At 56.9% G+C, this 15516-nt stretch carries 17 protein-coding genes; 9 read left to right on the top strand and 8 right to left on the bottom strand.

The genetic code is table 11. The features are described 5' to 3' along the window. Positions 1-71 precede the first annotated feature (71 nt). The 3 genes from AC2FHW_RS02795 to secG form a co-directional block, all read right to left on the bottom strand. On the bottom strand, positions 72-836 hold the full coding sequence (locus tag AC2FHW_RS02795; protein WP_142634604.1) for an isocitrate lyase/PEP mutase family protein: 765 nt from the start codon (positions 834-836) through the stop codon (positions 72-74). A gap of 102 nt (positions 837-938) precedes the next feature. After that, on the bottom strand, positions 939-2582 hold the full coding sequence (gene pyrG, locus AC2FHW_RS02790) for a CTP synthase (RefSeq protein WP_142634602.1): 1644 nt from the start codon (positions 2580-2582) through the stop codon (positions 939-941). Between the two features lie 161 nt (positions 2583-2743). After that, positions 2744-3109, bottom strand: coding sequence for a preprotein translocase subunit SecG (gene secG / locus AC2FHW_RS02785; protein ID WP_142634600.1), 366 nt, complete (start codon positions 3107-3109; stop codon positions 2744-2746). A gap of 151 nt (positions 3110-3260) precedes the next feature. Here secG and nthA point away from each other — a divergent pair, with 151 nt between their 5' ends. The 5 genes from nthA (at position 3261) to AC2FHW_RS02760 (ending at position 6634) form a co-directional block, all read left to right on the top strand. After that, complete coding sequence (gene nthA, locus AC2FHW_RS02780; RefSeq protein WP_271946316.1) at positions 3261-3875, top strand: nitrile hydratase subunit alpha; 615 nt, start codon at positions 3261-3263, stop codon at positions 3873-3875. Next, positions 3872-4552 (top strand): nitrile hydratase subunit beta, encoded by a 681-nt coding sequence (nthB, locus tag AC2FHW_RS02775; protein WP_281994810.1) that lies wholly within the window; start codon positions 3872-3874, stop codon positions 4550-4552. The genes nthA and nthB overlap by 4 nt, the downstream gene beginning before the upstream one ends. Next, complete coding sequence (locus tag AC2FHW_RS02770; RefSeq protein ID WP_142634594.1) at positions 4545-4880, top strand: nitrile hydratase accessory protein; 336 nt, start codon at positions 4545-4547, stop codon at positions 4878-4880. The genes nthB and AC2FHW_RS02770 overlap by 8 nt, the downstream gene beginning before the upstream one ends. A gap of 216 nt (positions 4881-5096) precedes the next feature. After that, a complete protein-coding gene (locus AC2FHW_RS02765; protein ID WP_142634592.1) occupies positions 5097-6392 on the top strand; it encodes an adenylosuccinate synthase in 1296 nt (431 codons plus the stop codon). Continuing rightward, positions 6392-6634, top strand: coding sequence for a DUF2842 domain-containing protein (locus tag AC2FHW_RS02760; RefSeq protein ID WP_271946325.1), 243 nt, complete (start codon positions 6392-6394; stop codon positions 6632-6634). The genes AC2FHW_RS02765 and AC2FHW_RS02760 overlap by 1 nt, the downstream gene beginning before the upstream one ends. Before the next feature lie 114 nt (positions 6635-6748). Here AC2FHW_RS02760 and AC2FHW_RS02755 read toward each other — a convergent pair whose 3' ends face one another. Then, a complete protein-coding gene (locus tag AC2FHW_RS02755) occupies positions 6749-8344 on the bottom strand; it encodes a hypothetical protein (protein WP_271946328.1) in 1596 nt (531 codons plus the stop codon). A 134-nt stretch (positions 8345-8478) separates the two neighbouring features. Here AC2FHW_RS02755 and AC2FHW_RS02750 point away from each other — a divergent pair, with 134 nt between their 5' ends. Then, the gene (locus AC2FHW_RS02750; protein ID WP_281972311.1) at positions 8479-9174 is read left to right on the top strand and encodes a thiamine diphosphokinase; all 696 of its coding nucleotides are present in this window, start codon (positions 8479-8481) and stop codon (positions 9172-9174) included. On the opposite strand, the gene AC2FHW_RS02745 is transcribed toward AC2FHW_RS02750, so the two are convergent. From AC2FHW_RS02745 to AC2FHW_RS02730, 4 genes are read right to left on the bottom strand one after another with little or no spacing between them, the layout of a single operon-like run. Further along, on the bottom strand, positions 9119-10033 hold the full coding sequence (locus AC2FHW_RS02745; RefSeq protein ID WP_271946334.1) for a DMT family transporter: 915 nt from the start codon (positions 10031-10033) through the stop codon (positions 9119-9121). The two genes, AC2FHW_RS02750 and AC2FHW_RS02745, sit on opposite strands and share 56 nt — an antisense overlap. Before the next feature lie 42 nt (positions 10034-10075). Further along, positions 10076-10492 (bottom strand): GFA family protein, encoded by a 417-nt coding sequence (locus AC2FHW_RS02740; RefSeq protein WP_271946337.1) that lies wholly within the window; start codon positions 10490-10492, stop codon positions 10076-10078. Between the two features lie 19 nt (positions 10493-10511). Then, entirely contained in the window at positions 10512-11885 is a 1374-nt protein-coding gene (locus tag AC2FHW_RS02735) for an L-serine ammonia-lyase (RefSeq protein ID WP_142634582.1), read from the bottom strand. Position 11886: 1 nt separating this feature from the next. Then, a complete protein-coding gene (locus AC2FHW_RS02730; RefSeq protein WP_496687495.1) occupies positions 11887-12588 on the bottom strand; it encodes a glutathione S-transferase family protein in 702 nt (233 codons plus the stop codon). Positions 12589-12755: 167 nt separating this feature from the next. Between AC2FHW_RS02730 and rpiA the strand changes: the two genes are divergently transcribed. The 3 genes from rpiA to gor are packed head-to-tail and all read left to right on the top strand — an operon-like array spanning position 12756 to position 15512. Further along, entirely contained in the window at positions 12756-13544 is a 789-nt protein-coding gene (rpiA, locus tag AC2FHW_RS02725; protein ID WP_271946345.1) for a ribose-5-phosphate isomerase RpiA, read from the top strand. A 3-nt stretch (positions 13545-13547) separates the two neighbouring features. Further along, a complete protein-coding gene (locus tag AC2FHW_RS02720; RefSeq protein ID WP_496821377.1) occupies positions 13548-14108 on the top strand; it encodes a hypothetical protein in 561 nt (186 codons plus the stop codon). A 45-nt stretch (positions 14109-14153) separates the two neighbouring features. After that, a complete protein-coding gene (gene gor, locus AC2FHW_RS02715; RefSeq protein ID WP_271946350.1) occupies positions 14154-15512 on the top strand; it encodes a glutathione-disulfide reductase in 1359 nt (452 codons plus the stop codon). Positions 15513-15516: the final 4 nt, after the last annotated feature.

The raw sequence follows: 15516 nt of genomic DNA, 5'->3' as shown, positions 1-15516 counted from the left end.
CAAGCACGGACTATCGCGCAAGGCTCAGAATGATCAAAAGACCGCCTGCTACAGCCGGATAGCGCGCTGGGTCAGAGTACCTTTCGCGCTTCGTCTTGCAGCCAGGCCAGCATTTTCCGATAGGGTACAGGGCCATAGCTTATACGCGCGACTCCCAGCCCAGCCAAAGTGGCGGTGTCCGGTGTGCCGGGTAATGCTATGATATTTAGCGGCAGGTCGATTGACTCTACCAACCGGGCAATCATGGCCTGATCCCGTAGGCCGGGGGCGAAGAATCCGCTGGCCCCTGCATCTGAATAGGCTTGTGCTCGGACCATTGCCTCTTCCAGCATCGCATCATCATGGGTTTCGGGCTGCGCCTTCAGGAAAATGTCGGTCCGCGCGTTGATAAACGCAGGAACGCCCGCCGCATCGCAACCTTCACGCATCGCGCTGACACGGGCGGCCTGAGTTTCAATATCGTACAACTCATTTGATCCGATGATCTGGTCTTCGAAGTTGAAGCCGACAACGCCGGATTCAAGGGCCAGCCTGACATTGGCAGAGATACCCTGAGCATCAGCCGCATACGCACCTTCGAAATCCAGAGTAACCGGAAGATCAACGGATTCGACAATCCGGCGAGCATTGTCCAGCGCGGCCTGCATCGGGATGTTTTGGCCGTCGCTGAACCCTTGTGCCATCGCAACAGGAGCGCTTCCAGTGGCAATGGCTTGGGCACCAGCGTCGCGCACGGCACCGGCACTGCCAGCATCCCAGATATTGTACAGGATAACCGGTTCGCCCTTTTTGTGCAGGGCCGCGAATGTCAGTGCATTGGTGATCTGATCGGTCATGGACGGTCTCCTATCTCTGAGTTGCGGACAGTTAACCGTGCAAAGGGTCAGCGCGTACAGTCTTTTCGCGCTGACCGATACAATCTGCTTTCGTGCCTGGTGTCAGACCAGACGCGAGGTGTCCTTGGCAGCGCGCACAAAGTCGCGGAACAAAGGATGCGGGTCGAACGGCTTTGATTTCAGCTCGGGGTGGTACTGGACCCCAATGAACCACGGATGATCCGACCACTCGACGATTTCTGGCAACCGGCCGTCGGGGGACATGCCTGAGAAATTGAGACCAGCTTTTTCCAGCTTGTCGCGGTATTTGATGTCCACTTCATAGCGGTGGCGGTGGCGCTCCTCGATGGCGGTACCGCCATAGACTTCGGCCACTTTTGACCCTTCGGCCAGAACCGCGTCATAGGCGCCCAGGCGCATGGTGCCGCCCTTGTCATCACCGACTTTGCGTTCGACCTTGTGATTGCCCTGCACCCATTCTTTCAGGTGATAGACCACCGGTTCAAACCGCTTTTTACCGGATTCATGGTCGAATTCCTCGGACCCGGCCTCTTTGATGCCAGCGGCATTTCGCGCGGCCTCAATTACGGCCATCTGCATTCCCAGGCAGATGCCCAGGTAGGGCACTTTATGTTCGCGGGCGTATTGCGCAGCCTTGATTTTGCCTTCGGTACCGCGCTCACCGAATCCGCCGGGCACGAGGATCGCGTGGAAGCCTTCCAGATGCGGGGCGGCCTCTTCGGTATCGAATACCTCGGCATCGACCCATTCGACCTTGACGCGGACACGGTTGGCCATCCCGCCATGGGTCAGCGCCTCGGCTATCGACTTATAGGCGTCTTCCAACTGGGTGTACTTACCGACGATGGCGACCTTCACTTCGCCCTCGGCATTGTGGATGCGATCACTGACGTCTTCCCATTTGGTCAGATCGGGCTTGGGGGCAGGGCTGATCTGGAAGGCATCCAGAACCGCCTGATCCAGTCCCTCGCGGTGATAGGCGAGCGGAGCATCGTAGATGGTGCTGAGGTCCTGCGCAGCAATCACGCTATCGGGGCGGACGTTACAGAACAAAGCCAGCTTTTCACGTTCCTTGGTCGGGATCGGGCCTTCGGACCGGCAGACCAGAATGTCGGGGGCGAGACCGATCGAACGCAGCTCTTTCACCGAGTGCTGGGTTGGTTTGGTCTTCAATTCACCCGAAGCTTTGATGTAGGGCAGCAGCGTCAAGTGCATGAACAGGCATTGGCCGCGTGGTTTGTCCTGGCTGAATTGGCGGATGGCCTCAAAGAAGGGCAGGCCTTCGATATCGCCCACGGTGCCGCCGATTTCGCACAGCATGAAATCAACCTCATCTTCACCAATGGCGATGAAATCCTTGATCTCATTGGTGACATGCGGGATCACCTGAATGGTTTTGCCCAGATAATCGCCGCGACGTTCTTTTTCCAGCACGTTGGAATAGATCCGGCCCGAGCTGACCGAGTCAGTCTTGCGGGCAGCCACGCCGGTAAAACGTTCGTAATGGCCAAGGTCCAGATCGGTTTCGGCCCCGTCATCGGTGACGAAGACTTCGCCATGTTCAAAGGGCGACATCGTGCCCGGATCGACATTCAGATAGGGGTCCAGCTTGCGCAGACGCACCGAATACCCTCGGGCTTGCAACAGCGCGCCCAAAGCCGCCGAAGCCAATCCTTTGCCCAAGGATGAAACCACACCACCAGTGATGAAAATAAAACGCGCCATGTTTTTCGGCTGCTCCCCGTGAGACGTCAATATCAGCTGCCCGGCGGTTCAAGAAAAACCGCTGCATCACGGGACTTCACGTATAAAGGATTCGCGCCAATAGCGCAAGAGAACCGCAAGATGCTGTTGCAGTTCTCTTTTCTGTTTCTAGGTTTTGTGTGTCAGTTGGCCTGCGGGATCAAAGGCGCGTTGTCACCCTGTGCCGGAGGCAACAGGTCATCCGCCGACGGAATTGCCGGTGTGCTTTCTTCGGTCGCGGCCGGTGCCTGTGTCCCAATCCGGTCGAGCACAGAGCTGCCCGAGGATTTTTGTGCCGCCAGAATGGTCAGCGTGATCGAAGTGACGATAAAGCACGCGGCTAAAATCCAGGTCACCTTGCCCAATGCTGTTGCAGCCGACCGGCCAGCCATGGCACCGCCTCCGCCGCCACCCATGCCAAGGCCGCCGCCTTCGGACCGCTGCATCAGGACGACGGCGATCAGGCCCAAAGCCAGAAGAAGATGGATAATGAGAACGACGTTTTCCATGGTGGTCCTGTACAGCGTGGCGTGTATCGCGAGGTACTTATGCAAGTTTGGTTCCGGGGGCAAGTCACGAGTTGCCATCACGCCAAGTGATCTTCGGGATCACAGCAAAGAGACTGGACAGGCAAGGGGGTGGTAAAGCAGGCTGCGGCCTATGCCACATGACAATCCCGACCATCCGCACGCCTTATTGCCGCCTGAACCCGCACTTCGCGTCAAGGCGCTGGAAACGATTCTGACCCGCAAGGGGCTGATCGACCCGGCGGCTTTGGATGAGATCATCGACACTTACCAAAACAAGATTGGCCCGCAGAACGGTGCCCGGGTTGTTGCCAAAGCCTGGACTGACCCGGCCTTTAAGGCCGCACTGCTTAAGGATGCAACGCCCGAGGTGACAAAGCTTGGTTTTTACGGTCGGCAAGGTGAACATATCGTTGTTGTCGAAAATTCCCCTGATCTCCACAACATGGTCGTTTGCACGCTGTGCAGTTGCTACCCATGGCCTTTGTTGGGGATTCCACCGGGGTGGTATAAATCGGATGCCTATCGTGCGCGGGCCGTGCGTGAGCCGCGTAAAATTTTGTCAGAGTTCGGAGTTTCTCTGGCGGATAAAACAGCCGTGCGGGTTTGGGATTCAACGGCCGAGATACGCTATCTTGTTCTACCCATGCGCCCCGATGGCACCGATGGGATGACCGAAGACGACCTGACCGCGCTTGTGACCCGTGACAGTATGATCGGAACCGGCCTGCCAAAGGTGCCGTCATGACCCGCGTTCACGATATGGGAGGACGGTTCGGCGACGGTCCGGTGATCCCCGAATCCCAAGATGCAGTGATTTTCCCAGAAGAATGGCACGGGCGCGCATTGGCACTGACATTGGCTGCCGGGTTTCTGGGACAATGGAATATCGACATCTCGCGCCATGCACGCGAACGACTGTCGCCCAAAGACTATGCACGATTCTCTTACTACGAAAAATGGGTGTCAGCACTTGCAGATCTGTTGGTAGAGCAGGGGGTCCTGACTTTGGAAGACCTTCTGGGCCAAGGAACGGATGCTTCACATCCTTTGGCTTCCCGCGCGCTGACAGCCGGGGCGGTTGAGGGCGCACTGTCCAAAGGCGGTCCGGCTGATCGACCCTCGAATATCGCGGTGCAGTTTGATCCCGGCCAAAAGGTGCGTACAGTACGACCGGCTGCCAACCGCCTGAAAAACGGTGGTCATACCAGATTGCCATCTTACGCTTCTGGCGCTTGCGGTCGGATATTACGCCTGCATGGGACGCATGTTTTGCCGGATTCCAATGCTCATGGTCTGGGAGAGGCACCTGAACCATTATATGCGGTTGCATTCCCGGCCTCGGAGCTTTGGGCCGATCCCGAGAACCGAAATGACGAGGTCATATTAGATCTGTGGCAAAGCTATCTGGTGCCCGATGAGTGAGTGTAACGCACAGCCATTACCCGAGCCGGCATTCGCAGAGCCCTGGCATGCACAGGTTTTTGCGGTCACGGTCGCGTTGAACGAAGCGGGACGATTCGAATGGTCGGAATGGGCCAATCGGTTTTCGAAGATGCTAAAACGCAATGGTCTGAGCAAAGAGCTGAATGGTGGCAACGACTATTTCCATGCCTGGCTGGAAACACTCGAGGCCTTTTTAGCCGAAATGGGTGACGCGAACCCAAGTGATGTCTCTGCAGTCTCGTTGGATTGGGAGAAAGCCTATTTGACGACTCCACATGGTGAACCCGTTCATTTGTCGAATGGCTAGAAAAGGGGCGCTGCCCCCGCCGCGGCAAGCCGCGACTCCCCCGAGGTATTTTGAGCCAGATGAAGCAAGGGATCCTCTCTTCATCTGGCCAAAAATACCTCCGCCGGAGGCACCACGCACAGCGTGGTTATGATCTGCGGCGAATTATCGGTTTCCCTGTCGCTGACACATCGCTATACGAGCCGGGTTTGATATCTCAGCGCAAAAGGACCAGATATGGCCAATGTGGTTGTTGTCGGCGCCCAGTGGGGTGACGAAGGAAAAGGCAAGATCGTCGATTGGCTCAGTGAACGGGCCGATGTGATCGCGCGTTTTCAAGGCGGGCATAATGCCGGTCATACGTTGGTAATCGACGGTGCCGTCTATAAGTTGCACGCTCTGCCATCCGGTGTGGTACGTGGCGGCAAGCTGAGTGTCATTGGCAATGGCGTTGTTCTTGACCCCTGGCACCTGCTGAAAGAGATCGCAACGATCCAGGCGCAGGGGGTCGAGATATCGCCCGAAACGCTGATGATCGCAGAGAACACCCCGCTGATCCTGCCCATCCACGGTGAACTGGACCGCGCACGCGAAGAGGCGGCAAGCAAAGGAACCAAGATCGGCACCACCGGTCGTGGAATCGGCCCCGCATATGAAGATAAGGTTGGGCGGCGTTCTGTGCGGGTCGCTGACCTGGCTGACGAGGCGACCCTTGAGGCCCGCGTAGATCGCGCGTTGCAGCACCATGACCCGCTGCGCAAGGGATTGGGGATCGAACCCGTGGACCGCGATGCACTGATTGCTCAGCTGAGGGAAATTGCGTCCGAGATTCTGCCTTTCGCAGCACCCGTTTGGAAAGTACTGAACGAAAAACGCAAGGCTGGTAAGCGTATTCTGTTTGAAGGCGCGCAGGGTGCCCTTCTGGACATCGACTTTGGAACCTATCCGTTTGTGACCTCGTCCAACGTGATCGCCGGTCAGGCGGCGACCGGCGTCGGCATCGGGCCCGGCTCGATTGATTTTGTCCTTGGCATCGTAAAGGCTTACACGACCCGTGTGGGTGAGGGGCCGTTTCCAACCGAATTGGATGATGCGGATGGCCAGCGTCTGGGTGAGCGTGGGCACGAGTTTGGTACGACCACTGGGCGCAAGCGGCGTTGCGGCTGGTTTGATGCCTGTCTAGTGCGCCAAACCTGTGCCACTAGTGGCGTAAACGGTATTTCGCTAACCAAGTTGGACGTGCTGGACGGATTCGAGACGCTGAAAATCTGTGTTGCCTATGACCTTGACGGTAAGCGTCTGGATTATCTTCCCACTGCAGCCGATCAGCAGGCACGATGTACTCCGATCTACGAAGAGGTGCCTGGTTGGAGCGAATCAACGGAAGGCGCGCGCAGTTGGGCGGACTTGCCTGCAAATGCCATCAAATATGTGCGTCGGGTCGAAGAGTTGATCGAATGTCCGGTTGCATTGCTGTCCACTAGCCCAGAGCGGGATGACACCATTTTGGTGACAGACCCGTTTGCTGACTGATGGCCGGCGAACAGAAAAATGGCCTGAGCTATAAAGCGCGTCGTCGCTGGTCGATGGTGCTGCTGCTGATTGGCCTGCCGGCTTATATCGTTGCAGTGGTGACGGTTATAAACTGGTTGGGCCGGCCACCAATTTGGTTGGAACTTCTGGTATATGTAGCGCTCGGCATTTTGTGGGCTCTGCCTTTCAAATTCATCTTCAAAGGTGTCGGAAAAGAAGATCCAAACGGATCCTCTGACTGAGCGGCCTATTCAGGGCTCATCCCGCGGCGGGTTCATACGCCTGCACACAAAAGATCGCCCAATGAAAAAGGGCCGGAGTTAGTCTCCGGCCCTTTTTTTATTTTCGGTTTGAATTCAGCCTGCGGCGCGTTCATCTCCGTCAGGGCGGAACCCGATCTCGTCCGAAGCCGCAAACCGACCTCCGCCGGCTTTCTCAATCTTCCCATCGCGCAGCAGTTGCCCGAATGAGCGCAGGCTTTCCTCGCGATTAAAATCGTCCTGCTTGAGAGAACGGATCTTGTTCATCAGTTGCGGGCGCGAGAATTGTTCCTGGCCTTCGATGAACGACAGATAAGATGCCGCAGCTTCCAGCAGGTCCGGCAGAGATTGTGCGCCCTGTTCCTGCGCATAGTGCGCAAAGCCGCTTTCCTCGATCGGAAGACCCAGCGGTTTGGATTTTACACGGCGCGGAGAAATCGGCCCCATTTCATCCTCGTCTTTATTGTCGATGCGCTGTTCAGCAACCAGCTTGAGGGGAGCGGCAGGCTCTGCCTTGGGACGGGCAGTTGTAACATTGCTTTCGGGGCGGCGCGGGCTGATCTGCTGAGCCTGATTACGGTTCAGCGCATCTGCGCGATCAGCATTGGTTGCGGCCACTGCATTGCGCAGACGAGAATATGTCTCGCGCTGAGTGGCAGTCGCGGGATCGTCCATCTGTTCGACCGCCTTTTCCATCAGGCGAGAAACGTCCTCGTCCAGGTTCGGTTCCTCAGGCAGAGGCTCGGACGCACGGGCGGATAACACGGCTTCGACGCTGGCGATTTCGTCAAGCAGAGTTTCCTCGTCTTCTTCGGTCAAATAGCCGGCAACCTCTTCAGGTTCGTCTGCGTCCGCCGAAATGTCTTCTGTCAGGATATTGTCGATTTCGTCGCTCTCGGCTTCGTCCGTCTCGGCACTCAGATCCGAAAACAAAACCTCTTCTGCCTCGACAGTGGTCACATCGTCGGCGATGGGTGCGACATCAATTTCTGGCACGGCGGGGGTCTCTTGGGCCGGGCCTTCGATCTCTGCCTCTTCCGCGACGGGTGAGGGCATGTCCATCTGAGGTTCGGGCTCAAATTCCTGAGCCGCTTCAACCTCAGCATCGGCCGCGGGGGATTCGGCCAGATCTGTGGGGGTCAGAGTTCCGGCCTGAAAGGCAGCCGATACGGCATCAGTTGGGCCGGTTTCGGATTTCATCAGGGGGGAATCTTCATCCTCGGCGTAGATCACCGAGTTTTCTTCGCTATGAGAGACTACCGCCCGGATCCGTTGCAGCTTTGCGGCGATACTATCGGCGGCGGGTTCGGGTCGACCCTCAACCGGCTCGGCCTCTGCGATGGGCGCGGACTGTGAGGGGGCAGCGGTATAGGCCGGAGCACTCGGGGTACTGGGCGGGGTCATGGGCGCGGTAGAAAGGGACGGTGAAGCGGCACGGTCTTGCGCCCGCAGAAGCAATCCGTTTTCGCTCTGGCTGGCTTCGACTTTACGCGTCGCATCTCGCTGAGCGATGCGGGTCAGCATTTCGGCGTCTGGTTGCGGGGGTTCGGACCCAAAATACCTGTCATCCGCTGCAAGGTCGCGGAAGTATTCGGCAATCGACTTCATCGTTTCAAAAGAATCGTCAAATCCTTCCAAAGTGCACGAGAAGGTTCCGTAGGAAACTGTCAAAACCTTGTTATTCTGTACCATCAGACGTACGTCCTCTACAAACTACACGAGCCATCAGCCCGGTCGTGGGCAGAGCTATTGGCTCAGAACTTTGTCCATGAACCTATCATTTTGTGGTCTCAATGTGTCAAAACCCGGAAAAAATGATCAATCTCATGAAAAAGACGCGAATTGTACGTTCGAAAGAGTCAATCACGCTGGTTGGAAGCGGTCAAATTGGCCCTGAAGATTTGGATTTGGCGTTGATTCGCACCAAGTTGGCCGTCGCCGCAGATGGTGGGGCGGCAAGTTTGTTGGAAATTGGGCGCATTCCAGACGCTGTTATCGGTGATTTTGATTCGCTTGATTCGGATCACAAAGATCAGATTCCGCTGGATCGACTGTTTCCAATTAGCGAACAAAATAGCACGGATTTCGACAAAGCCCTGCGCAGTGTCGAGGCGCCGTTGGTGATTGGGGTCGGTTTTCTCGGGGGGCGTCTGGATCACCAGTTAGCAGCACTAAACGTCTTGGTTCGCAGGCAAGATCAGCCCTGTATTCTGATTGGCGAAAGTGAGATTATCTTTCACGCACCCCCCCAAATCTCGGTTTCTATGGCACCTCGAGATGTCGTCTCATTGTTTCCATTACAGCGTGTATCAGGGCAAAGCCGCGGCCTTGAATGGCCAATCGACGGTTTGGTGATGGAGCCGAACGGCGCTGTCGGAACGTCCAACCGCGCATTGGGCTCGGTTGAATTGCGTATGGATGGGCCGGGCCTTTTGGTAATGTTTCCCAGGGCGATGCTGGATCAGGTCATGCAGGCGCTTCTGTCGGGGCCGTCCGGGCGCTGGCCCGCTCACGCAGAATGACATAGAGGCCGGCGGCGATGGTGATGCAGATGCCCAAAGCGGCGACACCGTCGGGCAGGTCGTGAAAGATCAGCCAGCCAAACACCGTGGCGACCGGGATTTCGAGATACTGCATCGGGGCCAATGTTGCAGAGGGTGCATATCGCAGCGACCAGGTCATGAACAGATGAGCGACCGTACCGAGAAGCCCGATTGCAAGCAAAAGCCAGACATCGCCCAAATTCGGAGCAATCAGGGACAGCTCCCAGATTCCGGCGGGTGTTCCCACCAACAGTGCAGGCAGTAGGATGACAGAGGCTATGACGCCCGACACGGCCTGCAGCGCAATGGGATCTGTAGCTTTTGCAATTTGCCGGGTCACGAGCATGAACAGGGCAAACACCACCGCGACGACAAGTGGAAGCAAAGCCGCATATCCGACCTCGGCAAAGCTGGGTTGAATGACAAGCAATGTACCACCAAAGCCCACAAGGCACGCAATCAGGCGTCGCTTGCCGACTTCTTCCTTTAGTACCAGTTTGCCAAGAAGCAACATGATAAACGGCATAACAAAGGCGATGGCCACAGCGTCGGCCAGCGGCAGGTATTGCAGGGCAGAGAACATCGCGGCGATGCCGACGATGTGCAGCAGGGTTCTTATGACAGCCAGGCGAAATATACGCCCCTGCATGCGCCAGGGCCTGCCAGTACAGGCGACCAGCGGAACCAACAACATGGCTTGAATGGCAAACCGGACAAAGACCAGCATTCCAAGCGGCACGGTTTCACCCAGTAATTTGGCGACCGCATCCCCCAAGGGTGCAAGCGCGCAAAAGCCAAGCATCAGCACGATGCCAAAAACGGGACGATCCTGTGTCATGCAGCGACGCTAGCGCTTTGGCTGAACAGGGGAAAGCGAAAGCTAGGTTTCAGGCAAAGGCTGCATCTTGGTGTAGTCCGGGCCGATACAGATCGGTAGCCCGTCATCCATTTGCAACCAGTCCAGCTTTTCCTCATGCGCGACATGCAGTGTTGGCTGCAACTGGTTGGGGTCCTTCAGAAGGGCCACGTAGAGGTGCATTATGCCGGACATGGACGCAGACCGGAATGAGATCGGCGAGCCGCAATCAGGACAAAAGCTGCGTTCTACGCCGGGTGAGGATGCGAATGTCTTTGGTGCCTGGCCCGTCCATTTCAACTGTCCATCGCGGATCCCGAAATAGGCCGTCATCGGGGCCGCGCATTGTCTGCGGCAACTGTGGCAGTGGCAGGTTACACAGGACAGAACAGGCGGGTCCACCTGAAATGAAACTTTACCGCAAAGACAATGGCCATCCATCATGCTTCCCCGCTTTGTTTCAGCAATTCGGCACGTTCACCGCCAAACCGCCCAATGACGTTTCCTTGTATTTTTCGTGCATGTCATGCCCTGTCTGACGCATGGTTTCGATGACGGCGTCCAGTGGTACGAAATGGTGACCATCTCCGCGCAGGGCCAAGGAGGCCGCTGATACCGCCTTGATCGCACCCAGCCCGTTGCGTTCGATACAGGGTACCTGAACCAGTCCGGCGACAGGATCACAGGTCATGCCCAGATGATGCTCGAGAGCGATCTCGGCGGCATTTTCCACCTGTTCCGGGGTGCCGCCCATAACCGCGCACAGCCCGGCTGCAGCCATGGCTGCGGCGCTGCCGACTTCAGCCTGACACCCGGCCTCGGCGCCCGAGATCGAGGCGTTGTATTTGACCAGCCCGCCAATAGCGGCCGCAGTCAGCATGAAATCTTCGATGTGGTTCTCTGAAGCACCGGGTACATGGTCCAGATAATAGCGCATTACCGCTGGAAGAACCCCGGCAGCACCATTGGTGGGGGCGGTCACCACCTGACCGCCAGCTGCGTTTTCTTCGTTTACGGCCATGGCGTAAACGCTCATCCAGTCGTTGATCGTGTGGGGCGCGTTCAGGTTCATGCCACGCTCGGCCATCAACGCGTCATAGATGCCTTTGGCGCGACGACGCACGTTCAAACCGCCTGGCAGAATGCCGTCGGTGGTCAGACCGCGCTCGATACAGTCGTTCATGACCTGCCAGAGGCGCGCGGTGCCTTTGGCAAAACTGTCTGCACAGCCGCGCGCGATCTCGTTGGCGCGCTTCATCTCGGCGATGCTTTTGCCGCTGGTTTTGGCCATGTCCAACATCTCGACCGCCGATTTGAAAGGAAAGGGCACCGGTGCGCCTTCATCGGTTGCCTTGCCCTGGGCCAGTTCTTCCTCGGTCAGAACAAAGCCGCCACCGATCGAGTAATAGACCTGCCGCAGGATCACGTCGCCCTGTGCGTCCGTGGCCATCAGGACCATACCGTTAGCATGGCCCGGCAGATTGTTTTCATAGTCGAAAACCAGATCGGCCTTGGGATCGAACTGCAGCGTGGGCAATCCTTCGGGGGTTACGCTGTGGGTCTCACTTATGCCAGCCAGTGCGGCCTCGGCCCGTTCGTGATCATATGTGTCGGGCACAAATCCGGCCAGGCCCAGGATCGTGGCGCGATCGGTTGCGTGGCCGACACCGGTAAAGGCCAGCGACCCGTGCAACGACCCGCGCAGCCCTGAAAATTCGAACGGAGAGGCGCGCATCATGTCCAGAAACCGCGCGGCAGCAACCATTGGTCCCATCGTATGGGACGAGGACGGGCCAATGCCCACTTTGAACATATCGAAGACAGACAGAAACATATCAGGTAGCAAAGCCTTCCGGTGGGTTAGCATAGGTTGGTGAGGTAAAGGGTGTAACCCCTAAACCCTCGGCCGCGATTGCGGCGCGTGTTGCGGGGCGCGTCTCCAACTGCATTAGCATTCGCTGCAGATGCGGCGTGTCAGCGATCTGAAGCCAGCTGCGATCAGCCTTCGCAGGATAGAGCGCCATCCAGCGCATCTGACAGGCCAGATAATAGCTCAGGACCGATGGTATGTCCGGGCTCAGCCAGGAAGGCGCGCTTTTCGCAACATCGTCAAGAAGGCGCAAGTGCTGGCGCAAACGAGGGCGGATACCGGCGCGCAAAGGATTGACCTGCGCTGCGTCTATATATTTTTCGGCATAAAACAGAATACGCAGATCAGCGTGCAGCGTATTGGAGGCAAAGAACAGCCACTTCAGAAACGCGGCGCGGTTGCTGTCCATGGGGGTAGGGGCCAGCCGGCCATGCGTATCCGCCAGCCACAACAAGATAGCAGCGGTTTCGAAGATCGGCCCCTGTGGTGTTTCCAATACCGGGATCAGCCCATTGGGGTTCAGCGCGCGATATTCCGGGCTGTCCTGTGCGCTTTGGCGGCGGTCTACCAGAACGGTTTCATAGGGCAGGCACATCTCTTCCAGCGCCAGCCGGATGACCAGCGAAGCATTGTCCGGGGCATAGTGCAGGCGGTAAGGCGTGTTCATGCGAACTATGTATACCTCACGTATGTTTTCAACAGACCTGATTGCGACGTTTCCCATAGGAAACGCGTAGTTTCGCGACATGTTGGTCTAACGATCCGGACAATTCTCTCTCGCAGTTGTCGTAGGCATTCCGTATAAGTTCCGCAGCAAATTAGGGGGATGCTGAAATGGCCGGTGATCTGTCGCCCATCGACACTGCAAAATACGTCGCAGCACGCCGTGCGGCTGACATGGTGCAGAATGGGATGCGAGTCGGCCTGGGAACCGGATCGACCGCTGCATGGATGGTGCGTCGGCTGGGGGAACGGGTCAGAGAAGAAGGTCTGGCGATCAAGGGTGTTCCGACATCGACCCGGACGGCCCAACTGGCCCGTGAACTGGGCATTGAGGTTGTTTCCCTGGATCAGGCGGGATGGCTGGACATCACTATCGACGGTGCGGACGAATTCGACAGAGAGCTTAATCTGATCAAGGGCGGCGGCGGCGCGCACCTGCAGGAAAAGATCGTAGCCACGGCCAGCGACCAGATGGTGGTCATCGCCGATGCCGGCAAAGAGGTCGAGACTCTGGGTGCCTTCCCATTGCCGGTCGAGGTGATCCCCTTTGGCTGGCAGACCACACGCACCCTGATCGAAGAGGTGCTGGATACCATGGATGTTCTCGGTACCCGCTCGGCGCTTCGCATGAACGGAGAAGCGCCGTTTGTCACGGATGAAGGCAATCACGTGCTGGACCTGCATTTGCAACGGATCGGAAACCCAAGGCAGATGGCGCTGGTGCTGAACCAGGTACCCGGCGTGGTCGAGAACGGGTTGTTCATCGACATTTGCGACAAGGTCGTGATCGGTTATGGAGATGGCCGGGTCGAACTGCGCGACATCAACGAGGGAACGGTGGAACTGGACGAGTTGTTCGATGGCGGCAAAGACAACCTGTTCACGGATTTGGCGGATTAGCGCGTGTCGGCGATAGAATTCTATGAAAGTTCCACAGCTTGGAAGAAGCGGCTGTTTTACAGAGTGGTTTTCGCCGGGTTTTTCTTTGGCGTTTTTATCTTATTGCTTCCTACCGTGCTGCGGTATGAACGGTCGAACTATGTGCTGATGACTTATATGATCTTTTTCATAGGCGCGATCATCAGCATATCTCTTGTCCTGAGATCAGATCGTAAACTGATCACGCTCGACGACAAAGCGATTGGTTTCAGATTGGGATATGTCGTTCACGGGATTTTTCAACAAGAGTCTGCATGGGCCGGTGTTGCGTGGAAGGATATCCGCTATTTCGATTTCCCTTCGGATGGAAAGTTGAACCCCAAAGACGCATTGTACATCAGCTACAATGACGACAAAGGTCGGGTTCGGAACTTTATTCTACCAATTGCTGGTTTGAGGCGGTCCGATCTCGAGGCGTTTGTGAAATCGCTACGTCGTTTCTGGCCGGACATTGACCGCCAATGGCAGGAGAAGCTTGCCGATCGCAAACAAGAGATTGCAACTCTTGACGTAAACCATATTTGAAGGTTGCGGAGATTCATCCCAATCAGAGAGGGTACGGGACCTACTATGAGCTTTGACTATGATCTTTTCGTCATCGGAGGCGGCTCGGGCGGGGTCCGGGCGGCGCGTGTGGCGGCTGGCGAAAACGGGGCCAAAGTGGCGTTGGCGGAAGAGGATCGCTATGGCGGGACCTGCGTGATCCGCGGATGTGTCCCCAAAAAGCTGATGGTTTTTGCCAGCGAATTCTCTGGCATGGTCGAAGATGCGCAGGCCTATGGCTGGGACGTCAAACCCGGTGCATTTGACTGGGATTTCTTTCGCGGCAAACTCCATGCCGAGCTGGACCGGCTGGAAGGCATCTATCGCAACATCCTGAAAAACAACGGCGTCGAAAGCTTTGATCAGCGTGCACATGTGGTGGATGCACATACGGTTGAGCTGGCCGATGGCACCCGCATGACGGCCAAGCATATTCTGGTCGCCACAGGCGGACGCCCTGTTGTGCCCGAGTTTCCGGGCTCGGACCTGGCGATCACCTCGAACGAGATTTTCCATCTGGAAAAACTGCCCGAAAGCATCCTGATCGTTGGTGGCGGTTATATCGCCAGCGAGTTTGCAGGAATCATGAACGGCATGGGCGTGAAAACCACCCAGTTCTACCGCGGTGCGCAAATCCTTCGGGGCTTTGACGAAGAAGCGCGCGGTCTGATCAGCGAAGAGATGTGCCAGAACGGGATTGATCTGCATCTGGGCACCAATGTGCTTGAGATGGCCAAAGACGGTGACAAGATTCGCGTAAAGGCCACCAATGGCACGGAACAGCTGTTTGACGTGGTCATGTATGCCACTGGTCGCGCGCCCAATGCCGACAATCTGGGGCTTGAGGCCATCGGCGTTGAACGCGGCCGCAAGGGTGAGATCATCGTGGATGATTACAGCCAGACCGGCGTGCCCTCGATCTATGCGATTGGCGACGTGACGGATCGGGTAAACCTGACTCCGGTTGCGATCCGCGAGGGGATGGCTTTTGTCGAAACCGTATTCAAAGGCAACCCGACACCTGTGGATCACGAGCTGATCCCAACTGCGATTTTCACGCAACCGGAATTCGGCACGGTCGGGTTGAGCGAAGAAGACGCTGCAGCCCAAGAGCCGGTCGAGATCTATGCAACCTCGTTCAAGCCGATGCAAAAGGCATTCGCAGGTGGCACGCAGCGGGTTTTGATGAAACTGATCGTCTCTCAGGCCACGCGTAAGGTACTGGGCTGTCACATTGTGGCACCGGGCGCCGGAGAGATGATTCAACTGGCTGGCATTGCCGTCAAAATGGGTGCAACCAAAGAAGATTTCGACCGCACCGTTGCAGTTCATCCGGTCATGGCGGAAGAACTGGTAACAATGCGTCATCCTGTGCGTACGGCTTGATTTG

It is taken from the genome of Ruegeria sp. YTSA108 (genome assembly GCF_059610185.1).
The sequence above is the reverse complement of the archived record's forward strand: the minus strand, read 5'-3'. Positions and strand labels throughout refer to the sequence as shown.